The following is a 23,609-nucleotide window of genomic DNA, read 5'->3' as shown; positions in this document are numbered from 1 at the left end:
ATCGGGTCCGACTCGGCGGCACTGACCGCACATGCACTCGAAAGAAGTACGAGGGCAACAGCGGCGAATCGACGTATCAGCGATTTCTCCGACAACACAACTCACCCGCTGTCATCAGTAGAATCCTCAGGTCGAGCCACAACGACCAATTCGCGATGTAGTAGTTGTCGTATCGAGACCTGTCGGCGATTGAAGTGTCACCTCGCAGACCGTGCACCTGGGCTAGTCCAGTCAAGCCGGTCGGGACGCGATGGCGCGCCCAATATAGCTCGTGAATAGCGGAAAACTCGCGAACGAAACCAGGACGCTCCGGGCGTGGCCCGACAACGCACATGTCGCCGCGCAGGACGTTCCACAACTGGGGCAGCTCGTCGAGCGACGTCCTGCGCAGGAAGCGGCCGACCGGCCCGACCCGCGAGTCGCCGACGACGGACCACTTGACCTGCGAGTCGTCCTCGCCGGACTGCCGGACGCTGCGGATCTTGTAGAGGGTGAACGTGCGGTCGTCCATGCCGACGCGGACCTGCCGGAAGAACAGCGGCCGGCCGCTCTCGACCAGCACCGCGAGCGCGCACAACCCGATCACCGGGGACAGCACGACCAGCGCGAACGCGGCCAGCAGCAGGTCGGCGGCACGCTTGATCCACCAGGTCGGCCTGCTGGTCGGCGCGGTGCCCAGGCGCATCAGCGGGTAGCTGCGCAGCCGTTCGATGCCGGGGCCGTCCGGGTGCAGTTCGTACATGCGGGGCACCACGAGCGTCGAGCAACCGAGCCGGTGGGCGGTGATCGCGGCCTCGACCAGCGGCGAGTCGCGGGTGTGGGAGAACGCGAGCACGACGGTGCCCGCCTTGAGCCGGACGATCGCGTCGGCGAGATCGCCCTCGACGACCTCCAGCAGCGGCGGCTGCCGGTCCGGATCGGGGCCGGAGTCGGCGAACGCGACGGGCCGCAGACCGAACTGGGGGTGCTCCAGCATGGTCCGCGCGAGGTTCACGCCGACCTCGCCCGCGCCGACGATGATCGTGCGGTCACACCGGTCGAACTTGCGGCGGCACCACCGCCCAAAGGCGAAGACGCACCACCGCACCGGCTCGATGACCAGCGCGAACACGATCATCGCCCACTGGGCCTCGGCGAGGTCGGCCGCGTCGGAGCCGCTGACCAGGCCGATGCCGGACAGCAGCGCGAACGCCAGCGCCGTGCTCGCCGCGGACCGGGGCAGGTCCTGCAGCCACGACAGCCACAGCCGCCGCCGGTAGAGCCGCCAGGCTCCCCTGATCGTGACCACGGAGGCCACGACCGCGCTGCTCCAGCCCCAGCCGAGACCGCGGTGCACGCACACCGCGGCGAGCGTCACGGCGTCGGCGAGGACGAGCAGGACGGCGACCGCGTTCACCCGGCTGAGCAGGTCCCGGCGGACCGACGACGGTTTGAGGGGGCGCTGCGAAGGGCGTCTGTGCTCAGCCTCGCGCGCGGGGAGGGGAGCTGCTGGAACGGCAACCGCCGAGAATCGCCTCATTGGAAGATCATCCGATCGAAGGAGTTTTGGCCGCAGGAGTGCACGAAAGAGTGAATGAACGCTGAGAAATCATCTCTTCGGGTATCAATATCCCTCTTCTGTGTCCCGCGTGAACGCAGTTGGTGAGGTTTCGACGTTGTTCCTGCCCTGAACTCACCCAGGGCCGCCTCAAAGCTTTAGCACGCCGTGTCAATAATTCACGCCACCAACCACGAGCCACCGAAGAGGGGGCATTGAGCGTGAGAGTCGACGAACACGGCATCCGGCATTCCGCCGGCGAACCGGTCGCGATCGTGCAGAAGCCGATCCGCACGTGCGGCGATGTGCACGTCGTCCTGCCCGCCTACAACGAGGCGGTGGCGCTCCCGTCGCTGCTGGCGCGCATCGCCGGCACCGATCTGGCCGACCGGATCACCGTGTGGGTGGTCGACGACGGTTCGTCCGACGGCACCGGCGACTGCGTGGCCGACGTCCGCGGGCTCGACGTCCGCCTGGTGACCCACCCGGTCAACCTCGGGCTCGGCCAGGCCGTCCAGTCGGGACTGCGGGCGGTGCTCGCCGAGGCCTCGCCGGATCACGTCCTGATCGTCATGGACGCCGACGACACCCACGACCCCGGCGTGTTCCCCGCGATGCTGGCCGAGATCAAGGCCGGCGCGGACGTCGTCATCTGCTCCCGCTTCGTCTCGGGCGGCGACGACTCGACGGCACCGCAGTGGCGCAGGCTGCTCTCGCGCGGCGCCCGCGTCGTGTTCGGCAAGATCCTGCACTTCGACGACGTCCGCGACTTCACCAGCGGCTTCCGCGCCTACCGGGTGAGCCTGCTGCGCCGCGCCACCGCGCACTGGGGCGAGCGCCTCGTCGAGGAACGCGGATTCGCCTGCATGGTCGAGCTCCTGCTCAAGCTGCGGCACTGCGGCCCGATCGTCAGCGAGATCCCGCTGCACCTGCGCTACGACCGCAAGCCCGGCGCCAGCAAGCTCCGGCTCGGCCGCACGCTCAAGCAGTACCTGCTCCTGCTCACGCGTGACCGCCTCGCGCCCGTTCCGTTCCGGAAGCTCTGATGGCCGCGCGCGTCGTCGTGATCGGCGGGGGCATCTGCGGCCTCGCCACCGCGCACCGCCTCGCCCGCGAGGGCATGGCCGTGACGCTTCTCGAGGCCAGTGACCAGCTCGGTGGCCTCGGCACGTTCTTCACGTCGCGGGGCCGGTCGGTGGAACGCTTCTACCACTGCGTGATGCCGACCGACGCGGCGTTGCTGGCGCTGCTGGACGAGGTCGGCCTGCGCGAGAGCGTCGGCTGGAACCCGACCACGATGGGCATGATCGTCGAGGGCGAGCACCGCTCGTTCAACTCGGCGCTGGACCTGCTGCGGTTCCGGCCGCTCAGCCTGGTGAACCGGATCCGCTTCGGCGTGGTCTCGTTGCTGCTGCGCAGGCTCGGCAAGGGCAAGGACCTCGACAACATGCGCACCGAGGACTGGTTGCGCGGCCTGTACGGCGACAAGATCTGGACGATGCTGCTGGCCCCGATGTTCGGCGCCAAGTTCGGCTCCGCCTTCGGGGACGTGCCCGCGCTGTACGTGTGGCAGCGCCTGGGCCGCGAGAGCAACGAGGCGGTCCGCGGCTACCCGGCCGGTGGCTACAAGAGCGTGATCGACGCGCTGAGGGCCTCCATCGAGGCGCACGGCGGCGAGGTTCGCGTCTCGGCTCCCGTCGGCAGGCTGGAAGCCTCGGCCGACCGGGTGGTCGTGACGCTGGCCGACGGCGAGACGATCGAGGCGGACCACGCGGTCTCCACGGTCCCGCTGCCGGCGTTGCGGGCCATCGCCGACGCCGACCTGGCGCCGCGGCTGCCCGAGGTCCGGCTGCCCTACCAGGGCGTCGTCAACACCTTGTTCTTCCTGCGCAAGCCGTTGTCCGGGCACTACTGGGCGCCGGTGCTGCGCTGCGGCACGGACTTCGACGGCGTGATCGAGATGACCCCGCTGACGGGTTCGGAACGCTACGGCGACCGGCATCTCGTGTACGTCATGCACTACACCGATCGAGAGTCCGCGCTGTACCGCGAGGACTCGGACAGCATCGCCCACCGCTGGACCGAGCAGCTGCTGAGCATCCACAAAGGACTCACGGCGGACGACGTCGACGAGGTGCGCGTGTTCAAGGCGCCGTTCGTCGAACCGGTGTACCCGCTGGGGTATCTCACGAAGCGGCCGGCCGTCGAGGTGCCCGGCACGCGGCTGCTGCTCGCCACCACGGCCCACGTCTACCCCAACGTCACGAGCTGGAACTCCAGCGTCGAGCTCTCCAACTCCGTGACGGACACGCTCCTGCGCGCCGCCAGGAGCTCCTCGACCCAGGAGAACGCCGCATGGTCAGCAGAATCGGCGCGGTGATCGCAGCACTCACGATCACCGCGGTCAACCTCGTCTCCTCGCAGCACGTCCAGGCCGATCCCGCGCCGCTGCTGCCCGATCTCCGCCAGGCGCCCATCGGCTGCCCCGGTGGCCACGACGGCTCCCCGTTGCTGTGCCGCGACTGGGACGTATGCCTGGTGGAGGACGCCTCGGCGGCACGGGGCAAGTGCATGTACCGCGGCGGCACCGCCCAGGCCGTCCGCCTGCGGTTCACCACCTCGATCGACAACGTCGGCGACGGCCCGTTGTTGCTGCACGCGCACCGCGACAGCACCTCCACGCCGACGATGAACGTGCGCCAGGCCGTCCAGTCCGGTGTGGACGGTTCGATCGCCGGCTCGTACAACGAGGCGCGGCGCGAGACGAACTCCAGCGCGTACTACGAGCCCGCTCCCACGCACACGCACTGGCACCTGCTCAACTTCGAGTACTTCCAGCTGCGCACCCCGGACGGCGGCGTGGTCGTGACCGACCGCAAGAACGGGTTCTGCATCGGCGACCGCTACATGGTCTCCGACGACCTCGAGCACCGGCCGGCGGACCCGGACAGCCCGGCGGGCAGGCTCGCGGACCGCCTGGACGGTCACATGTGCGAGCACCACAACCCGTCCGCCTTGGACGTCCTGTTCGGCATCTCGGTCGGCTCCGGTGACGACTACAAGCACGACGTCGACTTCCAGTGGCTGGACCTCACCCACGTGAAGTCCGGAATCTACGACGTGGTCAACGTCGTGAACTCCGACCGCGCGCTGCTGGAGAAGAACTACGACAACAACACGGCGTCGATCGCGATCTCCGTGCAGTGGCCGGACGGTGCGGCGAACCCGCCCGACAGGATCGACGAGGCACCTTCCGTGCGGATGATCCGGAGTTGTCCCGGTAAAGCGCGGTGCGCGAAGACGCACGGCTGAGCAGTTTCACGACAAGCCCCGAACGGGGGTGTTCCGCACTGCGGACACCCCCGTTTTTCTTTTGTACCGAGACAAACGGGCCGCAAACGAACGCGATACCACGACGCCCGCGATTAGCACAATCCTTCACTCTGCGACACCATTGACGATCACGCATAGCACACTCATACCCGCAGACACAATTGCGCATGACGACAGCAGTGAGCGATCAAGTCAATAGACCGAGCGGTGCAATCTTGATCACAGCCGAGAGTGTCGCACGCAACCCCCTTGGCTCTTGACCTGGGCATGTGGCTGGTTGAGAGAATTCACGTTGCGATTCCACCCCGTCAGGATTGCAACCGACCGGATTACCGGCCCGATCAGGAGTGCCCCATCTTGAGCGCGCCAGCAGTCTCCCTGCACGATTTCGCCATTGGACAACTACGCGACCTCCTTCGCGCCGTCGGTTTAGCGAACTCGGCGCAAAGCGCGACAAAACTGCTGGGTGAGGCATTAGGCCCTGGTTGCAGGCTGCCCCTCTCCGCCGTTCCCCATTGGACCTCCAATGTCGCGGACGACCACACCCCGGTCGAATTCTCGGTGGCTTTGGCCCAAAACGAACGCCCCGTCATCCGCATGATCGTCGAGCCGCTCGCCGAACAGCCCGGCCCGCGCGCCAACCTCGCCGCGGCGCTCGGCGTGCTCGACGGGCTCGCGCAGCGGCACGGACTGAACCTCGGGCAGCTCGACCGGGTGCGCGACCTGTTCCTGCCGGACGACCCGCAGGGCGCGTTCGCGTTCTGGTACTCGCTGATCGTCGGGCCGGACGCGCCGCCCTCGATCAAGGTCTACCTCAACCCCGACGTGCGCGGCCGTGAGAGCGCGACCGCCCTCGTGAGCGAAGGACTGTCCCGGCTCGGCCTGAGCGCGGCGCTCCCGGCCATCTCGGAGCACGGGCTGCGGCGCGACGGGCTGGACCGGTTCTCCTTCTTCGCCCTCGACCTCCTGGACGAGAACCGGGCACGCGTGAAGACCTACGTGTCCCACGACGACGCGGTGATCGCGGACGTGGTGGCGGCAGCGGCGGCGGTCCCCGACGTCGACCCGGTGCTCCTGGCGGACGTCTGCGAGCTCGCCTGCGGCGGCGCGGGCCCGTTCTCCCGGCGTCCGCTGATGTCGAGCTACACCTTCCTGTCCGGCGACACCGAGCGGCCCAGCGGCTACTCCCTCTACATCCCGGTGCGCGACTACGTGCAGGACGACCTCGAAGCCTGCGAGCGCGTCCTGGCGATCATGGCGAGGTGCGGGTTCGACCCCGCGCCGTTCGTCATGGCGCTCGCGAGTCTCGTCCAGCGCCCGCTCGGTGACGGCGTGGGCCTGATCGCCCACGTGTCGCTGCGGCTGGGCCTGCCGAAACCGGGTGTCTCGGTCTACCTGTCGTCCGAGGCGTACGACGTCACCCCACCCCGCACCACAGCACTACTGGTTTAGCCGCCGCAGGAAGAAAGGCCCGTCGTGGAGCCGTACCGCATCAAGGTCGTAGAGCCCATTCCCATCACCACCCGCGAGTTCCGGGAACGTCGCTACGCCGAGGCCGGGTACAACCAGTTCAACCTCACGGCGGAAGACGTCACGATCGACCTGCTGAGCGACTCCGGCACCGGCGCGCTGTCGGCGGAGCAGCAGGCCGCTGGAATGCGCGGCGACGAGACCTACGCAGGTTCCCGGTCCTGGTTCCGGTTCCGCGAGGTGACCGAGGAACTCACGGGATACGAGCACATCCTCCCCGTGCACCAAGGGCGGGCCGCGGAACGGATCCTGTTCGGCACGCTGCTGAAGCCGGGACAGATCTCGGTCAGCAACACGCACTTCGACACCACCCGAGCGAACGTCGAACTGGCGGGCGGCGTGGTGCGGGACCTCCCGTCGCCGGCCTTCGCGGACCTCGACAGCGACGAGCCGTTCAAGGGCGACATCGACCTCGTCGCACTCGAGGAGTTGCTGGAGGGGCCCGAGGACGTCGGCCTGGTGCTCATGACGATCACCAACAACGGCGGCGGCGGGCAGCCGGTGTCGATGGCGAACCTCAAGGCCGTGAAGAAGTTGTGCCGCAAGCACAGCGTGCCGTTCATCCTCGACGCCGCCCGGTTCGCCGAGAACGCGTGGCTCGTGACGCAGCGGGAGGAGAAGTACCGCGACCACACTCCCCGCGAGGTGGCGAAGAAGGCGTTCCGGCTCGCCGACGGGTGCGTGCTGAGCCTGAAGAAGGACGGCATCGTCCACATCGGAGGGATGCTCGCGCTCCAGGACCGGGATCTGGCCAAGCAGTGCGAACTCCTGCTGATCGCGACCGAGGGGTTCAGCACGTACGGCGGGCTTTCCGGCCGTGACCTGGACATGTGCGCGCAGGGCCTGATCGAGGTCACCGACCCGCTGTACCTGCGCGAGCGGGCCGAGGCCACCGCGTACCTCGCCGACTGCGCGCGAGAGGCCGGTGTGGACAGTGTGCGGCCGGCCGGCGTGCACGCGGTCTACCTCAACGCGGGCAGGCTGCTGCCGCACATCCCGCCGAGCAGGTTCACCGGGCACGCGCTCGCGTCGGAGCTGTACCTCGCGGGCGGAATCCGTTGTGCCGAGGTGGGTTCGCTCTACCTCGGCGAGATCGACGAGGCCGGCGACCTGATCACGCCGGCGCCGTTCGAACTGGTGCGGCTCGCGATCCCGCGCCGCGTCTACACCCGCAGTCACCTCGAGTACGTGGCGGAAACGCTGGCGGGCATCGCCAAGAACCCCGAACAGGTGCCCGGCTACCGGCTCACCGAGGTGCCGCCGATCCTGCGGCCGTTCCGCTGCCGGCTGAAGCAGATCAGGCCGTAACAACAGCTGAAGCCCTTGGCGCACAACGCCAAGGGCTTCAACAAAGGTTCAGGTCAGGCCATCACGTCGAGCCGGTTCATCGCGTGTTCGATCACGCGGACCAGCACCGCCTTGCACGACTCGCGGTCGCGGGCGTCGCACAGCACCAGCGGCACGGTGTCCGCGACGTCCAGCGCCACGCGCATCTCCTCCGCCGTGTAGGAGTGGCTGCCCTGGAAGCAGTTCACCGCCACGACGAACGGGATCTGCCTGCGCTCGAAGAAGTCGATCGCGCCGAAGCCCGCGTCGAGCCTGCGGGTGTCGACCAGGACGACCGCGCCGATCGAGCCGATGGCGAGCTCGTCCCACAGGAACCAGAAGCGGTCCTGGCCCGGTGTGCCGAACAGGTAGAGCACCAGCTCGGGGTTGATCGTGATGCGGCCGAAGTCCAGGGCGACCGTGGTCGTGGTCTTGCCCTCGACGCCGTAGAGGTCGTCGATCTCCTCGCCGGCCTCGGTGAGCAGCTCCTCGGTCCGCAGCGGGGTGATCTCGCTGACCGCGCCGACCATCGTGGTCTTGCCGACGCCGAAACCGCCGGCGACGACGATCTTGACGGAGGAGGGGATGGTGAGTTCCTCACGCCCCTGCTCAGATTGCACGGACACCATCGAGCACCTTCTGGAGTAGGTTCATGTCGACCGGGACCACCGTGGTGGCCGGGCCGCTGGTGATGACGTCTCCGCGCTGGATGAGGTCGCTCAGCAACACCTTCACCACGACGAGCGGTGCGTGCAGGTAGGCAGCAACCTCCGCGACGGAAAGCGGTTTCCGGCAGAGCTTGATGATCTCCAGGTGCTCTACCGACAGCGTGCCCTGGTCGGTCGTCGTGCGCAGCGCCCGGACCTGGGTCGTGAGGGTGAGGTCCTCACCCGCGGGCTTGGGCCTGGTGCGGCCGCTCACCATCGCGTACGGGCGGACCATGGGGCCCGCCGCCTCGTCGTACCACCAGTCGGAGGAGTTGCTCATGACAACCCGAGAGGGTTGGGCATCCTGGGCGATGCCAGTGTTCTGGGTGCCGACGAGAGGTAGGCGCCGACGCGCTTCACGAGCATGTTCATCTCGTACGCGATCATGCCCATGTCGGCGTCCTCGTCGCCCACCACCGCGAGACAGGCACCCTGCCCCGCCGCGGTGACGAACAGGTGCGCGCGCTCCATCTCCACGATGGTCTGGCGGACCTGGCCACCACCGAAGTGGCGGCCGGTTCCGCGAGCGAGGCTCTGGAACGCCGACGCCATCGCCGAGAGGTGGTCGGAGTCGTCCTTGGAGAGCTCGGGAGAGTGGGCGAGCAGCAGGCCGTCCGCGGAGAGCACCACCGCGTGCCGGGCACCGACCACTCTCGCGACGAGGTCCTCCAGCAGCCAGTTGAGCTCGGGGTGCCCGCCGGTCAGGTCGTCCACGGAAATAGCCCTTTCAGTTTCGTGATCACGGTTCCACGACGTCGTCGGCCTGGCGGGCGTTGCGCGTGCCCTGCTGGAAGGCGGACATTCCGTCGCGGGTGCGTTCCGCCCGTTCCTCGGGGTTGAACTCCGCGAGTTCGGGCATCGGCCGGGGTTCGTCGTTGGCCAGCTGAGGTACGAGGTGCTGCTGCCGCCTCCGGCGCGGCAGCTCCGGCCGGGTGTTCTGACGCGTCGTCGCCTCACCTTCCGCCGGGTCGTCTGTCGGCCAGACGCCTGCCTGGCGGTCTTCCCGGGGCAGCTCGATGTGCCCGCTGCTGCTGTCCAGGTCCCGTTCCAGGCCTGGGCTGCGGCCGTTTCCCACTGCCCTCCCGGCCCAGAACTCGTCCAGGTGGAAGGTCTCGGTGGAGCTCTCTCCAGAACGGGGGCCCAGGTCGCCCTGCATCGGGACCGCGGCCTCCAGGGCCTCCGGTGACCGCGAGGCCTGCTGGAGCGTCTGCTGGCGGAACGTCGGCTTGGGCATCTGGACCGAGTCCGCGGGGTCCACCGCGCCTGCCTCGCCGACGATCAGCTCGGACGGGATGAGGACCAGCGCGATGGTGCCGCCGGAGGGGCAGTCGCGCAGCTCGACGTGGATGTGGCGGCGGGCGGCCAGCCGGGCGACGACGAACAGGCCCAGGCGGGACTCTCCGCGCAGCCTCATCGCCTCGAAGTCGGGCGGCGCTTCCAGCATCTTGTTGTGCAGCTCGCGGTCCTCGGGCTTGATGCCGAGGCCGTGGTCCTCGATCTCGATGACGAGACCCTGCGGCACCTCGCTGCTGTGGATCTCGACCTGCGAGCGGGGCGAGGAGAACGAGGTCGCGTTGTCGACGAGCTCGGCGATCAGGTGGATGGTGTCCGCGACGGCGGCGCCGACCAGCGCGACCTCGGGCACCGGGTGGACCTTCACGCGGGCGTACTGCTCGGTCTCGGCGACGGCGGCGCGCACGACGTCGAGCATGCGCACGGGCTTGCGCCACTGCCGGCCCGGCTGCTCGCCGGTCAGGATGATCAGGTTCTCGGCGTTGCGGCGCGCGCGGGTGGCGAGGTGGTCGAGCTGGAAGAACGCGTCGAGGTGGTCGGGGTTCTCCTCCTCGCGCTCCAGCTTGTCGAGGATCTTGAGCTGGCGGTGCACCAGGCCCTGGTTGCGGCGCGCGATGTCGAGGAAGACGCGGTTCACGCCTTCACGGGTCTGCGACTCCTTCACGGCCGCGGCGACGGCGGTGTACTGCGCGGCGTTGAACGCGTCGGCCACCTGCCCGATCTCGTCGTTGCCGTAGTCGAGCGCGGGGACCTCGGCGGCGACGTCGACGTGCTTGCCCTCGCGCAGCCGCTCGACGATGTTCGGCAGTCGTTCGTGCGCGAGCTTGAGCGAGTCGCTCTTCAGGGCGATGAGGCGGACGATCAACGCCTTGTTGACGAGGCGGTTCGAGACGCGCACCGCGACGAAGATGCCGGCGATGACCGCGATGAGGGCGATGAGGCTGCCGATCAGGACGGTGGTGAACTTGTCCTTGCCGTTGGCCATGGCGATGTTGACCGCGCCGGTGGACTGCTCCTGCACCATCGTCGTCAGCTCGGTGGACACCGCACGGGTGGCGTTCTCGTAGTCCGCCAGGGCGACCTGCTGCCCGACCGGCCGCTCCGAGTTCTGCAGCAGGCGGTTCTCCAGGGTCACCAGCTGCTGGTACGGCGCGCTGCCGGTGAGCTGCTTGAAGTGTTCACGCACGTCCGGCAGAGCCGTGGGCTCGATGACGTTGAGCGTGAAGTGGTAGGCGCCGACGAGGTTCGCGAACTCGCGGTGCTCCTCCGGCGTGAACTTGCCCGTCGCCAGCGCGCCCGCGGCGACCGAGCTGGACCGCGACATCGCGTCGGAGGCCTGGAAGTACTGCAGCGCACCGAGTGCGCCCTGCACGGTCTCGGCGTCGGGCACGATGCGGGCCTGCGTGCCGAACAGCGAACCACCGGCGTCGAGCACGCTGTTGTAGTAGCGGTAGATCTCGTCCTTGGACGCGTTGCCGGACTCCAGGCGCTCGCGCTGGTCCGGCAGCTGGTCGAGCAGCCCGTTGAGCTTGTTGATGCCGTCGACGATCTCCTGCGGCGCCTGGGAAGCGAGCTCGGCGAACGCCGACTTCATCTTCTCGACGTCCTTGTCGGTGTCCTGCTGCTGCTTGACCAACGCCGACGTGCTGGAGCCGGTGCGGCTCAGGCTCGTCATGCTGAGCTCGCGTTCCTTCTGCAGCGACGCGAACGACTGGACCGCGGGGATCGAGGCGTCCCGCGCGCCGGAGGCGACCAGCTGGAGGTAGAGACCCTCGAACACCGTGTAGGACGAGAACAGCGCCCACATGGCGAGAAGGACGACGCTGGGAACCACCACGACACCAGTGAGCCGCGAACGAATTGTCTTGTAATTCGTCTCAGGCACGTTCTTCAGCTTCACAACGCTCCACGACCACCCGAATTGGCGACGGAAAGATAACACCACATGATCAACATGACCAACAGCGATGATCTTGAGGGGGTGAGTGCAGAGTACTCAGTCAGATGCGCAACGCAACACCCCCGTTCTCAGGTTCGATCCCCAGCTGTTGCAGTGATGTGCACGCTCTCGTGAGGAGACCGCGCGGTCGTGACCGAGTGGGCGAAAGGACGCGAGCTGGGCTTTCGCTAACTGAACAGTGGAAACGCCGCGCCTATTGCCCCGAACTTGACAGCAGCGTGCAGCATCTTCTAAGCGAGAGCGGAGCGCAACCAATCGTCGCTTTCCGTCACCAGGTCTTATTCGTCAATTCGCATGCAGATCACCGCCCGGAGTCGTGATCAACACAGGTCATTCCTCAGTCGTGATCACGAGTTCAGCCGCTCACCGCCGTCAAGAACGCGCTAATACCGCTGGTCATCGCCATGAGGACGAGAGCGCCGCGGGGAACCGCCGATGCCGGCCAATCCGGCGGCGGCCCACTCATCCGAGTGGGAGACCGGCGATCGCCATCGCAGTGGCCTGGGCCACACTTGTCCGGACGACTCGGGATCCGGCTCAGTCCGGCCAATCCATAGGCGCGGTAAGTATCCGCATGTTTCTGTCTGTTTTCTGCCCGCACTCCGTTCCACGACAGTTTTGTTGTATCGGCATCTGTATCAAGTGTCTGCCGGGAACCAAAAAGGCTCTCGCCCGGTTCGAAGGTCTCCGGAAGTCCTACGACGACGGTGAGGCTCAGCCGCCGAAAACGGTGCCTGGGGAGTGCGTTCAAGGGGACGCGGCCGCGCGTCCGTGCAACTGCACGACGACACGGTGGATCATCCCGCGACGGACGGTGTGACTGCCGCTACGGTGGGTAGGTGCTTGCAGCGTGGGGGCTGACCAAGGCCTACGAGGGTCGCGTCGTCGTCGATCAGGTGGGGTTCGAGCTCCAACCCGGTACGGTGACCGCCTTTCTGGGGCCGAACGGCGCGGGCAAGTCGACGACACTGCGCATGATCACCGGACTGACCCGGCCCGATCGCGGCCAGGCGACGATCGCGGGGCGCGCGTTCACCGCGTGGCCCAACCCCTCCCACGTGGCGGGCGTGCTGCTGGACGCGGCGGCGGTCCATCCCGGACGGAGCGGCAGGGGTCATCTGCGGATGGCCGCGACGCTGTCCGGTGTGCCCGTTCGCAGGGCCGACGAGGTGCTGGAGCTGCTGGGGCTGGCCGACGCCGCCACCCGCAAGATCGGCAAGTACAGCCTCGGCATGCGGCAGCGACTCGGCATCGCGCACGCGTTGCTCACCGATCCGCCGTTGCTCGTGCTCGACGAGCCCATCAACGGGCTCGACCCCGAAGGCATCCGCGCGGTGCGCACCCTGTTGCGGGGGCACGCTTCCCGGGGCGGCACCGTGCTGCTGTCCAGCCACGTGCTGTCCGAGGTGGACCAGACCGCCGACCGCGTGCTGGTGATCGGCGGCGGGCGCATCGTGGCGGACGGGCCGCTGGCGAGCCTGACCACGTCGTCCCGCTCCCTGGTGCGCGCCAAGGACATGAACCGCCTGGCGGAGTCGCTGCAGCGCGGCGGGATCGCCGTCCAGCCCGCGCCGGACGGCTTCCTGGCCGCGCACGCGCCGGTCGAGCAGGTCTCGTCCGTGACGTTCGCCGCCGGAATCCCGTTGCTGGGACTGAGAGAAGAGCAGATGAGCCTGGAAGACCTGTTCTTCCGCCTGACCAGTGGAGGAAGGTCATGACCGTCGGACATCCGGCAGCGTGGCAGCAGCAGGCCGCGCCCGCACCGGCACCCGGCCCGTGGGCCGCCCGCGCCTCCCGGTCGTCGTCGTTCTGGCGGCTGGTGGCGGTGGAGGCGCGCAAGCTCGTCGGCACGCGGTCGGACAAGATCGTGATGGCCTGCGCGCCGGTGTTCCTGATCGGACTGATGGCGCTGTTCACGTTGCCGCAGACCAACCTCGCGAGCGCGGGCAGGCAGCTCCAGCCGATGCTCCTGGTGATCCAGCTCGGCCTGCTGCTGGTCTTCGCGACCGTGATCAAGCTCGTCGCGGGCGAGTGGCAGTACAAGAGCGTGCAGCCCACGCTGCTGGTGCAGCCCTCGCGCATGCGCTACCTGCTGGCGCAGGGCACGGTGCTCGCCGGCGTGTGGCTGGTGTGCTCGCTGGTCACGTTCGTCCTGTACCCGCTGATGATCAAGAGCGCGGCAGAGGGGCTCCACCACAACTACCTGCTCGGCTCACGGCCCGGCTGGGTGCTCGGCGTGACGATGCTGGCCACCGCGCAGGTGCTGCTCACGGCGTTGATCGTCTCGCTGCTCATCCCGAACACGGGCGGCTCGCTGACGGTGTTCTTCGTCGTCGTGCCGATGCTGGCGGTGGCCCGGCTGGCGCTGCCGGAGGTGTTCAGCCTGGTCTACCCGCTCGAAGCGGCCTGGCACCTGGCCGGTGACGGCGCGGGGTGGCCGCAGACGATCTCGTCGCTGGTGGTGTGGCTGACGCTGCTCGCCGTGTCGCTCGTGGTGCTCAGCAGGCGCGACGCGGGCTGACGCTCAGCCCGCCCGGCTGCCGCCGTTCTCGTCGATCAGCGGCAGCAGCTTCTCCGCCGCCTCCTTGGCCCTCGGGCAGAAGTCGCGCAGCGCGCGGTCGATCGGCTGGTCGACGTCCTGGGCCGACAGGGCGATGCTCTCGTCGAAGTCCATCGAGGCCGTGACCTCGAACGGCTGCTCGGAGCCGGTGTCGACGGTGACCGTGCAGTTGTCGTTGACCGACCCGGCGATCTTGGTGATCGCGTAGTAGCGGTCCAGCAGGATCGACCGCTGGAAGTAGCCGCCCCCGCCGAGGTCGCCGTTCCAGGCGTCGGAGAAGTACTGGGCCTTCGACTTGCGGTTCGACATCGGGCTGAACAGGTGGATCGAGAGGTTCCCCCACGGCTCGCGCGCGTTGCAGCCGCCGCCCATGCCGTCGGCGGGCTTCGACTCGAGCCCGAGCAACGACCCGAGGTCGCGGGGCAGGGTGCCGCACTTGTTGTCGAAGACCGCCGGCCGGGACTTCACGAAGTCCAGGTTGTCGTAGTTGACGGCCTGCGGGTCCAGCTCCGGTCCCGGCGAGGCCACCGGCGGTTCGGGCGGCGCGGTGCAGGCCGTGAGAGCCGCGACGCAGGCCGCCAGTGCGATGTAACGGATCGTGCGCGTGCCCATGCCGGTAGTTCAGCACATCCATGATCTTCCGGCGCGGATTCGGCGCAGTTGACCGGGCGCACGACCGGGTGACGCGTGGTCAGGAGGGCGCGCCCGTCCAGTCCCTGTTCATCCTTCTCCCCGTTTGTTTGTGGCGGCAGGACTGAGCCCCCAGCCCCGGCCTGCCGCCACAACCCCCCAGAAACAGGACGACGTCTTGCCTGCCGTCCGGAATCAGCATGTCCCGCAACGGCTTCCGGTGGCAGGGGTCTCCCGTCTCCCGATCACGCAGGCGACGGGAGACGCCTGGGATTGCGCGGGACGGCGGATCAGACTCGGAGGCAGCCGGGCGTCCGCCGACGCCGGCGCTCCGGGGGACTGGGCCTGCGACCAGCGGCTCAGTAGTCTGCAACGGTCGATTCACCGGCCGCTGGGGAGCGGCGGTCGAGGGCGGGGACGAATGGCTGAGCAGTCGGATGTCTTTGGAGTGGAGCTGCGGCGCCTGCGCACCGCGGCGGGCCTGTCGCTGGCGGTGCTGGCGGCGCAGGTCCACTACAGCAAGGGCTATCTGGGCAAGATCGAGACTGGCTTCAAACAACCAGGTGTTGATCTGGCCCGGCGCTGCGACGCGGTTCTCGGAGCCGGTGGACGTCTGGCAGCCCTGGTGGACCAGCCCTCCCCCGCGAGCCCGCTCGCTGCCGTCGCGGCCGACGGCGACGGCGAAGTGTGGGTGATGAGCATGGCTCCGGACGGGTCGAGCTGGATGGTTCCGATGCCTCGGCGCGACGCGATCGCGACGGGCGCCGCGTCGTTGCTCGGGCTGACGCTGGGGGCTCCCCGCGCCGCCTCCGCGAGCGCGGCGCACGACGGCACGCTGGCGGCGTTCCGGTCGCTGTTCGCCGAGGTCAGGAAGCTGGGGCAGACGACGAGCCCGAGCGTGGTGCTGCCGATGGTGACGGTGCACACCCACACGTTGCGCGGCATGGCCAATGGTGCGCCCACGCCCGTTCGCGAGGAACTGCTGGGCCTCGCCGCCCGCTACAGCGAGTACGCCGGGTGGATGGCCCAGGAGGCCGGCGACGACAGGGCCGCGATGTGGTGGACCCGCAACGCCGTCGAGATGGGCGCCGCGGCCGGTGACACCGAGATGGCCACGTACTCGCTGATCAGGCAGGCGTTGATCACGCTCTACCGCGACGACGCCGCCGGCACCGTCGACCTGGCCCAGCAGGCGCAGGCCGCGCCGGGCACCTCACCTCGCGTCCAGGGGCTCGCCGCGTTGCGCGAAGCCCAGGGCCACGCGCTGGCCTGCGACTACGACGCCTGCCGGCGGGCGCTCGACCGCGCCGCCGTCCTGCTCGCCAGGGCGGGCACCGCCGACGGCATGGTCATGGGTTCGGGCTCGGTCAGCGGCGCCGACCTGAACAGCCTGGTCGAGGCCTGGTGCCTGCACGACCTCGGCCAGTCCCGCCAGGCGGCGGACGTCTTCGACCGGCAGCTGGCCCTGGTGCCCGGCAGCGCGCACCGCACCCACGCGCGCTTCGGCGCCCGCCGCGCCCTCGCCTACGCCTCCGCCGGCGACATCGACCACGCGAGCGAGCTGACCGCGAAGGTCCTCGACGCCGTCGACCTGGTCGACTCGGCCACCGTGCGCCAGGACCTCAGGCAACTGGCCCGCCTCCTCGGCCGCGAGCGCAAGCAGGCCGCGGTCAGCGAGGTCTACCCCCGCCTCAACGCGGCTTTGCGCAGTCAGCTCCACTAACGATTCACCGAACACAGCACGATGGGGGCGTTGAAGTGTCCGATGCGGCGATTTTCCAGCGCAGGTTCGAGGCGCTGGCCGCGAACGTCGAGGACTTCATCCGCGGCAAGCCGGAGGTGGTCAGGCTCGCACTCGTGTGCCTGCTCGCCGAGGGACACCTGCTGATCGAGGACGTACCGGGCGTGGCGAAGACCTCGCTCGCCAAGGCGATCGCGCGCTCGGTCGCGGGCGCGGAGGTGAAGCGGATCCAGTTCACCCCCGACCTGCTCCCGTCCGACGTGACCGGCGTGCAGGTGTACGACCAGGGCCGCTCGCGCTTCGAGTTCCGCCAGGGCCCGGTCTTCACCCACATCCTGCTGGGCGACGAGATCAACCGGGCCTCCCCCAAGACCCAGTCGGCGCTGCTGGAGGTCATGGCCGAGGGCCAGGTCACCGTCGACGGCCGCCCGATCCCGGTGCCCTACCCGTTCCTGTGCATCGCCACCCAGAACCCCGTCGAGCACCAGGGCACCTACGCCCTGCCGGAAGCGCAGCTGGACAGGTTCATGATGCGCATCGGCATCGGCTACCCCGAGAACCTGGCCGACGAGATCAGCATCCTGTCCTACGGCGTCACCCGCCGCCGCCCGGACGAGCTCAAGTCCGTGATGGAACTCGACGACCTCCGCCTGATGATCCGGGCCGTCCGTGAGCAACGGGTGGCCGACGACCTGCGCGAGTACGTCGCCCGCCTGGTCCGCGCCACCCGAGTGCACCCGGACGTCGAACTGGGCGTGAGCCCGCGCGGCGGCATCGCCATGATCACCGCCGCACAGGCCTACGCGCTGGCCGCCGGGCGCCCGTACGTGACCGCGGACGACGTGAAGGCCGTGGCCGTGCCCGTGCTGAACCACCGGCTCCTGCTCACCCCGGAAGCCCGCATCCAGCAACGCACGACCCAGGCCGTCCTGACCGAGGTGCTCGCCGCCGCGCCGGTCCCGAACGGCGGATGACCTGTCGTGCTGACCAGAACCGGCACGGCGATGGCCTGTGCCGCCGTGACCCTCGTGGCCCTCGGCACGTGGGCGGACTACCCCGAACTGGTCGTCCTGGGACTCACCGCCGCCGCGACCCTGCTCCTGGCCGTGCTGTGGCTGATCGCCGCACCCCGCCTGACGGTGGTGCGAGAGGTACGCCCCCACCGCGTCTTCGAAGGCACCGCCGCGCAGGGCACGCTGACCGTGACCAACGTCGGCAGGCGCCGCAGCCCCCCGCTCGTGGTCACCGAGACCATCGGCGGCCACCGCACGACGGTCCCCGTCCCGGCTCTCGCGGCCGGTGACAGCTGCACGGTCGGCTACGCGCTGCCCGTCACCCGGCGCGGCCGCTATCTGATCCCGCCCGTGTTGCTGGGCCACTCCGACCCGCTGCGCCTGCTGCACCGCGGTCGCGCGTCCGGCAGCGGACTGGTCCTGCACGTCTACCCCCGCGTCCACCCCCTGGCCATGATCACGACCGGCGGACCGCAGGACGCCGAAGGCCCGACGGCCGGCAACGCGCCGCTGGGCGGTGTGGCGTTCCACAGCCTGCGGGAGTACGCGCCCGGCGACGACTGGCGCCGCATCCACTGGGGTGCGACCGCCCGGACCGGCACCGTGATGGCCCGGCACGTGGTAGTGCCCGACGAGCCGCGCCAGCTGGTCGTGCTCGACACGAGCGTGGCGCCCTACCCCGGCCAGACCTTCGAGGACGCGGTGCGCGTCGCCGCGTCGTTCTGCCTGGCGGCCGAAAACGCCGGGTTGCCGTTCCGCCTGCGCACGACGAGCGCGCTGGAACACGACTCCGCCGGCGCCGCACTGGAGTTCCTGTCCACTGTGGACAAGAGCCGGACCGACCGCGGCCTCGCCGCGCTCACCGACCAGTTGCGCGACTTCGTCTCCGACACGCAGGGCGTCGCGCTGACCGTGGTCACCGGCAGGGTCGACACCACGACCGCACAGCTGCTGATGTTGCTGCGCCCCAGGTTCCTCTCGGTCAGCCTCGCCCAGCTGGGCGCGACCGAGACGGTGACGAGGCCACGAGGTGTGCTCGCGGTCGCCGCGGCGGGCAGCGACCAGTTCGCCACCGGCTGGAACCGGCTGGTGCTGCGATGAACCGGTTGCGCGCACTCGCACCGGGAGTCGCCGTCGTCGAGGTGGTGCTGGCGCTCGTGGCGGCCGCGGCGGCAGCGCTGGTGTACCAGGACTTCTTCGCCACTCCCGGCTACCTGGTCCCGCTGGGGCTCGCCTGTCTCGCCGGTGGCGTGACCGCGGCACCGCACCACCGGCGCGCGTGGCCCACTCCGCTGCTCGCCATCGCCGGACTGGCGCTGGTCATCGTCTTCGGCGTCTTCCGGGGCGCGGGCTCCGAAGTCCTCGACGGCGTGCCCGGCAGCTGGAACCGCCTGCTCGCCGTGGCCGTGCCCGCCGATCCGTGGGGCGAGCTGCTCGTGGTGCCCACCGTCGTGATGTGGGCATCGGCGTTCACCTCGGTCGTCCTGGTCCGCCACACCCGGAACGCACTGGCGCCGCTGGCTCCCCCGCTCGCCGGCTTCGTGTTCGCCGTGTTCGTCGTCGGCAACCAGGCAGGCGGTCACGCGGCCGCCACCGCGGTGTTCCTGGTGACGGCCCTGGTCCTGATCGCGATCCGCGCCCACCGCGCCGCGGGTACCGGCGCGGTCCGGATCGACCGCCGGTCACCCCGTTCCCTCGCCGCGCTCGGCGCCGCGGTCCTCGTAGTCGCCGTCAGCGCCCTGCTCGGCACGGCGGGCGGCCAGGTCCTGCCGATCGCGTCCGGCGACCACCGCTTCGACCCGCGGGACCTGATCGCCCCACCGGTCACGACCACCGACGCCCTCACCCCGCTGGCGAGGCTGAAGAGCCAGCTCAGGGAGAGTCCCGCCCGCGACCTGTTCACCGTGCGGCTCGACGTCGAGTCCTACACGCAGGTCGACCGCATCCGCACCGCGGCGCTGGACGAGTTCGACGGCACCACCTGGACCTCGGGAGCCACCTACCGCGTGGCCGGCAGCCACCTCACCGCCGATCCCGCGCTGACCAGGGGCAGGCAGGTGACCGCGCACGTCGACCTCAAGGACCTCGCCGGCCCTCACCTGCCCGTCATCGGCTGGCCGTCACGACTCGAGACGACCGGTGGCAGCCGCGGCCGGCTCGGGTTCGACGCCGGCTCTGGCGTCGTGGTCAGCAGCGCGCCGAAACTGCAGGGGCTCGGCTACGACCTGACCGGGGAGGTCACCGTCCGGGACGACGGGCTGATCCAGGCCACCACGACACCCGGACACTCGCGGTCGCTGCCCGAGGGTCTTCCGACATCGCTGCGGGTGATGGCCGCGGAGTTGACCGGTCTTCCCGGCCTCACCGCCTACGGCAAACTGGTGGCCCTGGAAACCCGCCTCCAGGCCGTGACCATGAGCATGACCCGCCCGCCGGGGCACTCCTACGCCACTCTCGCCGCCATGCTGTCCGACGAGGAGACGGGCAGCGGTTACTCCGAGCAGCACGCGGCGGCGTTCACCGTGATCGCCAGGGCGATGGGCTTCCCGGCCAGGGTCGCCGTCGGGTACCGCCTGCGCAACTACCAGGGCGGGGTGTTCCGCGTGAACACCGCCGACGCCCACGCGTGGTCCGAGGTGCACTTCGCCGGCTACGGCTGGGTGGCGTTCGAACCCAGCCGCCCCGACTACGGAGCCCCGCCGGCGGAGCCGCAGGACGCGCCCCGCGTCGTTCCGCCCCAAGCCGCGCCGCCGGCCACGACGCCGATGCCCGCCCCGCCCACCTCGACCCAGTCCACCGAAGTGGTGGAGGGGCCGGGCTTCGGCTGGAACAGCGTCCGCGACGGCACCGTGCTGGCCGCGGTCGCCGCGGTGCTGCTGGCCCTGCTCGCCTGCGGGTTCGTCGTACTCGTCAAGAACCACCGCCGGCGCCGCAGGCAACGGGACCCCGATCGCGCCGCGCGGGTGCTCGGCGCCTGGCAGGAGCAGATCGACCGGCTGACCGAGCGCGGCATCACGTTCCCGGTGTCGCTCACGGCCCACGAGGTCGCCCGCCGCGTTCACGACGAACTCGGCGAGGCCGCGCCGCTGTTCACGGCGTCGGCGGAACTCGCGAACGCGGCGGTCTACGCGCCCGAGACGCTCGACGACGCGGACGCCGACCAGTCCTGGCGACTGGTGACCGAACTGCGCGATCAGCTCCACCCCGGGCGCGCGTCCCTGTCGCGGCTGCGCGCGGCGGTGGATCCACGTCCGCTCTGGTCGGGCTGGAGCACCGCGCGGCAACGGCGGCAGGCACGCGAAAGCCTGGAAGTGGGGCGGTACCGGTGACGGCGACGCTCCGGTGGCGGCCCCGGATCCTGGTCGCGTTCGCGGCGGTCACGTCGCTGGCCGCGGCGATGCTGGTGGACGGACCGGGATACGACATGACCCAGGTCCCGATGCGCACCGGCGCGATCTGGCTCGCGTCCAACAGGACCGGGCAGGCCTCGCTCGTGGACGGCACGATCGGCGAAGTCCGGGCACAAGCGGCGGTGGCCGAACCGGGCGCCTTCCTGAAAGTGGCTCAGCGCGCGAACTCCGCCTTCGTGGCCGACCAGAAGACGGGACGACTGTCCCGCGTCGACACCGCCACCGAGCACATCACCCGGTCGGACGTCGTCCTCCCCGTGAGCGGAGGCCTGGTGCTGCGACCGACCCGGGACTCGCTGTACGCGGTGGACAGTCAGAGCGGAACCGTCGAGTCCGTCGACCCGGCCACGATGCGGTCCACGGGCGCGCCGAAGATCCTCGCCGCGGCGCTCAGGCCGGACAGCGTCGTCGTGGACGGCGGCGGCCGGTTGTGGGCGATCGACGACAGCACAGGCGACCTGGTCTGGCTCGCGGGTGGTGAGCGACGGACCCGTCCGACCGGGTCCAGGACCGGCCACCTCACCGTCGCGGCCGGCCTGCCGGTGCTCGTGGACCCCGCGCGTGGCACCGCCGAGCTGCTCGATCCGGAGACGGGCGCGGTCACCCGGACCGTGCGACCCGCTCTGCACGAAGGCGACGAGGTGGCTCTCGCCGAGTCGTCGGATCGATCGAGGGTGGTGATCGCGAACACCACTCGCGGCGAGCTGATCACGTGCGCGTTCGACACCGGTACCTGCACCGGGCCCGTAGAACTCGGTGGTGAGAGCGCCCGATTCGGTCCCCCGGTCGAGGTCGGCGATCACGCCGTGGTTCCCGACTACTCCAGTGGACGGGCCGTCGTCGTCGATCTCGTGGACACGCGCGTGGTCGCGCAGCGCCTCCTCTTCGCGGAACCGGTCAGGTTCGAGCTGCTCACCCGCGACGGCATCGTCTTCTTCAACGACGCCGCCAGCGACGTCGCCGGAGTCCTGGAGCTCGACGGTGAGATCATGACGATCACCAAGTACACCGAGACTCCCGCGGGAGTCGACCAGACCCCGCCGAAGACCGATCCGCGTGTCCAGGCGGAGCAGCTGACTCGGACGGGACTGCCCGAGCGCCAGCCCGGCCTCGGGATCGAACGCCAGACGGTCCCGCCGGCCCAGCCGGACTCCGGGCCGCCTGCCCAGCGAGCGTTCATCTCGATCACTCCCGGCAACCGGGGCGAGGTCGGCAGCGAGTTCGAGCTGACCCTGACGCTCCTGCCGGCCGTCCACTCCGACGTCCGCTGGACGTTCGGCGACGGAACCGCGAACTTCGGCAGCACCGTGCGGAACACGTGGCACGTGCCGGGCATCTACACGGTCGAAGCCGTCGCCGTGCTCGACTCGGGGAAGAAGGCGCTGGCGACCGCTGTCGTGACCGTGGACCCCGTCGGAGCACCGCTGCACATCGCACGGTTGTCCGTGCAACGGCCGAAGCCGGTCGTCGGGGAACAGGTGCACTTCAGCTCGGACGCCTCCGGCAATCCGGACTCCTGGTCGTGGACCGTCACCGCGGCGGATCAGCGAACACCCGTGACCACGGCGAGAACGGCGGCATTCGACCACAGGTTCACCGCACCGGGCAGGTACACCGTCTCGCTCACCATCGGGCGAGGGGGCAGGACGGCCACGGCCTCCCAGGAGCTGACCGTCGCCCGCGGCGCCGTCGAGGGCTGGGGCGGCAACCTGTGGGGGCAGTTGAACATCCCCCCGGCGGCGAAGAGCGGGGTGATCGCGATCGCCGCGGGCGGCGGGCACAACCTGGCGCTGAAGACGGACGGGTCCGTGGTCGCGTGGGGCAGCAGCAACATCTACGGCGAGCTGGACCTGCCTCCGGAGACGTCGAGCGGGGTGATCGCCGTCGCCGCCGGTGAGATGCACGGGCTGGCGTTGAAGGCGAACGGCACCGTTCTCGGCTGGGGCGGCAGGAACCAGTCCGGCCAGGGCGTGGTGCCACCGGCCGCCCAGAGCGAGGTGGTCGCCATCGCCGCGGGCCGTGAACACAGCCTCGCGCTGAAGAAGGACGGCTCGGTGATCGCCTGGGGCCACGGTCTGCAGGGGCAGACGACGGTGCCGTCGGGCGCGAAGTCCGGTGTGGTCGCGATCAGCGGCGGAGGGTCGCACAGCATGGCGCTGAAGGCGGACGGCTCCGTGATCGTCTGGGGCGGCGACAGCACCGAGGAGACCCCCGTGACCGAGGTACCGCCCGAGGCCACCGCGGGTGTGATCGCCATCGCCTCGGAGAGTTCGAGCTGTCTGGCGCTGAAGTCCGACGGCTCGGTCATCGGGTGGGGCAGCGACGCGCAGGGGCAGATCTCGGTGCCGCCGGCGGCCAGGAGCGGGGTCGTCGCGATCTCCTCCTACTTCTGGCACGTGCTGGCCCTGAAGGCGGACGGTTCAGTGGTCGCGTGGGGAACCGACCTGTTCGGCGACGGCACGACGAGGGTGCCACCGCAGTACAGCAGCGGCGTGCTGGCTGTCGCGGCGGGCAAGCTGTACAGCCTGGTTCTGGTGTAGGGAGCGCGATGACCTCTGGGGGATCTCGC

Annotated in this window: 18 protein-coding genes; 12 read left to right on the top strand and 6 right to left on the bottom strand. The window is 69.7% G+C overall.

Annotated features, from left to right (window positions below; all coding sequences use genetic code 11):
- Positions 1 to 76: 76 nt before the first annotated feature.
- Entirely contained in the window at positions 77 to 1,396 is a 1,320-nt protein-coding gene (locus tag ACIQF0_RS02685; protein ID WP_401023725.1) for a sugar transferase, read from the bottom strand.
- Between the two features lie 362 nt (positions 1,397 to 1,758).
- Between ACIQF0_RS02685 and ACIQF0_RS02680 the strand changes: the two genes are divergently transcribed.
- The 5 genes from ACIQF0_RS02680 to ACIQF0_RS02660 all read left to right on the top strand — a co-directional run bounded on the left by ACIQF0_RS02680 (position 1,759) and on the right by ACIQF0_RS02660 (position 7,708).
- Positions 1,759 to 2,583: a glycosyltransferase gene (locus ACIQF0_RS02680; protein ID WP_401023723.1), complete on the top strand. Its 825-nt coding sequence runs from the start codon at positions 1,759 to 1,761 to the stop codon at positions 2,581 to 2,583.
- The gene (locus tag ACIQF0_RS02675) at positions 2,583 to 3,917 is read left to right on the top strand and encodes an NAD(P)/FAD-dependent oxidoreductase (RefSeq protein ID WP_401023721.1); all 1,335 of its coding nucleotides are present in this window, start codon (positions 2,583 to 2,585) and stop codon (positions 3,915 to 3,917) included. Before ACIQF0_RS02680 ends, ACIQF0_RS02675 begins: the two co-directional genes overlap by 1 nt.
- On the top strand, positions 3,893 to 4,849 hold the full coding sequence (locus tag ACIQF0_RS02670) for a lysyl oxidase family protein (protein WP_401023720.1): 957 nt from the start codon (positions 3,893 to 3,895) through the stop codon (positions 4,847 to 4,849). Before ACIQF0_RS02675 ends, ACIQF0_RS02670 begins: the two co-directional genes overlap by 25 nt.
- 288 nt (positions 4,850 to 5,137) lie before the next feature.
- Complete coding sequence (locus ACIQF0_RS02665; protein WP_401027666.1) at positions 5,138 to 6,322, top strand: tryptophan dimethylallyltransferase family protein; 1,185 nt, start codon at positions 5,138 to 5,140, stop codon at positions 6,320 to 6,322.
- Positions 6,323 to 6,346: 24 nt separating this feature from the next.
- Complete coding sequence (locus tag ACIQF0_RS02660) at positions 6,347 to 7,708, top strand: tryptophanase (RefSeq protein WP_401023718.1); 1,362 nt, start codon at positions 6,347 to 6,349, stop codon at positions 7,706 to 7,708.
- 53 nt (positions 7,709 to 7,761) lie between these two features.
- On the opposite strand, the gene ACIQF0_RS02655 is transcribed toward ACIQF0_RS02660, so the two are convergent.
- From ACIQF0_RS02655 to ACIQF0_RS02640, 4 genes are read right to left on the bottom strand one after another with little or no spacing between them, the layout of a single operon-like run.
- On the bottom strand, positions 7,762 to 8,355 hold the full coding sequence (locus ACIQF0_RS02655; protein ID WP_360030945.1) for an ATP/GTP-binding protein: 594 nt from the start codon (positions 8,353 to 8,355) through the stop codon (positions 7,762 to 7,764).
- Positions 8,336 to 8,713, bottom strand: coding sequence for a DUF742 domain-containing protein (locus ACIQF0_RS02650; RefSeq protein ID WP_319973592.1), 378 nt, complete (start codon positions 8,711 to 8,713; stop codon positions 8,336 to 8,338). Before ACIQF0_RS02650 ends, ACIQF0_RS02655 begins: the two co-directional genes overlap by 20 nt.
- Complete coding sequence (locus ACIQF0_RS02645; protein ID WP_030475700.1) at positions 8,710 to 9,147, bottom strand: roadblock/LC7 domain-containing protein; 438 nt, start codon at positions 9,145 to 9,147, stop codon at positions 8,710 to 8,712. Before ACIQF0_RS02645 ends, ACIQF0_RS02650 begins: the two co-directional genes overlap by 4 nt.
- Positions 9,148 to 9,172: 25 nt before the next feature.
- Positions 9,173 to 11,563, bottom strand: a complete 2,391-nt coding sequence (locus ACIQF0_RS02640; protein ID WP_401023715.1) for a nitrate- and nitrite sensing domain-containing protein — start codon at positions 11,561 to 11,563, stop codon at positions 9,173 to 9,175.
- A gap of 962 nt (positions 11,564 to 12,525) precedes the next feature.
- On the opposite strand from ACIQF0_RS02640, the gene ACIQF0_RS02635 reads away from it, so the two are divergent.
- Together ACIQF0_RS02635 and ACIQF0_RS02630 are read left to right on the top strand one after the other, a co-directional pair.
- Positions 12,526 to 13,404, top strand: coding sequence for an ABC transporter ATP-binding protein (locus tag ACIQF0_RS02635; protein WP_401023714.1), 879 nt, complete (start codon positions 12,526 to 12,528; stop codon positions 13,402 to 13,404).
- Positions 13,401 to 14,207 carry a hypothetical protein gene (locus ACIQF0_RS02630; protein ID WP_401023712.1) on the top strand — a complete coding sequence of 269 codons (807 nt, stop codon included), beginning with the start codon at positions 13,401 to 13,403 and terminating at the stop codon, positions 14,205 to 14,207. Before ACIQF0_RS02635 ends, ACIQF0_RS02630 begins: the two co-directional genes overlap by 4 nt.
- A 3-nt stretch (positions 14,208 to 14,210) precedes the next feature.
- Here the strand turns inward: ACIQF0_RS02630 and ACIQF0_RS02625 are convergent, their stop codons facing one another.
- The gene (locus ACIQF0_RS02625; protein ID WP_401023711.1) at positions 14,211 to 14,858 is read right to left on the bottom strand and encodes a hypothetical protein; all 648 of its coding nucleotides are present in this window, start codon (positions 14,856 to 14,858) and stop codon (positions 14,211 to 14,213) included.
- 439 nt (positions 14,859 to 15,297) lie between these two features.
- Between ACIQF0_RS02625 and ACIQF0_RS02620 the strand changes: the two genes are divergently transcribed.
- From ACIQF0_RS02620 to ACIQF0_RS02600, 5 genes are read left to right on the top strand one after another with little or no spacing between them, the layout of a single operon-like run.
- Complete coding sequence (locus tag ACIQF0_RS02620) at positions 15,298 to 16,599, top strand: helix-turn-helix domain-containing protein (protein WP_401023709.1); 1,302 nt, start codon at positions 15,298 to 15,300, stop codon at positions 16,597 to 16,599.
- Between the two features lie 35 nt (positions 16,600 to 16,634).
- Complete coding sequence (locus ACIQF0_RS02615) at positions 16,635 to 17,591, top strand: AAA family ATPase (RefSeq protein ID WP_401023707.1); 957 nt, start codon at positions 16,635 to 16,637, stop codon at positions 17,589 to 17,591.
- A gap of 6 nt (positions 17,592 to 17,597) precedes the next feature.
- Positions 17,598 to 18,731, top strand: a complete 1,134-nt coding sequence (locus ACIQF0_RS02610) for a DUF58 domain-containing protein (RefSeq protein WP_401023706.1) — start codon at positions 17,598 to 17,600, stop codon at positions 18,729 to 18,731.
- Entirely contained in the window at positions 18,728 to 20,959 is a 2,232-nt protein-coding gene (locus ACIQF0_RS02605) for a DUF3488 and DUF4129 domain-containing transglutaminase family protein (RefSeq protein WP_401023704.1), read from the top strand. The genes ACIQF0_RS02610 and ACIQF0_RS02605 overlap by 4 nt, the downstream gene beginning before the upstream one ends.
- Positions 20,956 to 23,580, top strand: coding sequence for a PKD domain-containing protein (locus ACIQF0_RS02600; RefSeq protein WP_401023703.1), 2,625 nt, complete (start codon positions 20,956 to 20,958; stop codon positions 23,578 to 23,580). Before ACIQF0_RS02605 ends, ACIQF0_RS02600 begins: the two co-directional genes overlap by 4 nt.
- Positions 23,581 to 23,609: the final 29 nt, after the last annotated feature.

The sequence above is a fragment of the Lentzea sp. NPDC092896 genome, assembly GCF_044754905.1.
GTDB lineage: Bacteria > Actinomycetota > Actinomycetes > Mycobacteriales > Pseudonocardiaceae > Lentzea.
This window is presented reverse-complemented; position numbering and strand designations above follow the sequence as displayed.

Coding starts and splice junctions, on each gene's coding strand:
- ACIQF0_RS02675 (WP_401023721.1), top strand. CDS start 2,583: ATGGCCGCGCGCGTCGTCGTGATCGGCGGGGGCATCTGCGGCCTCGCC.
- ACIQF0_RS02670 (WP_401023720.1), top strand. CDS start 3,893: ATGGTCAGCAGAATCGGCGCGGTGATCGCAGCACTCACGATCACCGCG.
- ACIQF0_RS02665 (WP_401027666.1), top strand. CDS start 5,138: ATGTGGCTGGTTGAGAGAATTCACGTTGCGATTCCACCCCGTCAGGAT.
- ACIQF0_RS02655 (WP_360030945.1), bottom strand. CDS start 8,355: ATGGTGTCCGTGCAATCTGAGCAGGGGCGTGAGGAACTCACCATCCCC.
- ACIQF0_RS02650 (WP_319973592.1), bottom strand. CDS start 8,713: ATGAGCAACTCCTCCGACTGGTGGTACGACGAGGCGGCGGGCCCCATG.
- ACIQF0_RS02630 (WP_401023712.1), top strand. CDS start 13,401: ATGACCGTCGGACATCCGGCAGCGTGGCAGCAGCAGGCCGCGCCCGCA.
- ACIQF0_RS02625 (WP_401023711.1), bottom strand. CDS start 14,858: ATGGGCACGCGCACGATCCGTTACATCGCACTGGCGGCCTGCGTCGCG.
- ACIQF0_RS02620 (WP_401023709.1), top strand. CDS start 15,298: ATGGCTGAGCAGTCGGATGTCTTTGGAGTGGAGCTGCGGCGCCTGCGC.
- ACIQF0_RS02605 (WP_401023704.1), top strand. CDS start 18,728: ATGAACCGGTTGCGCGCACTCGCACCGGGAGTCGCCGTCGTCGAGGTG.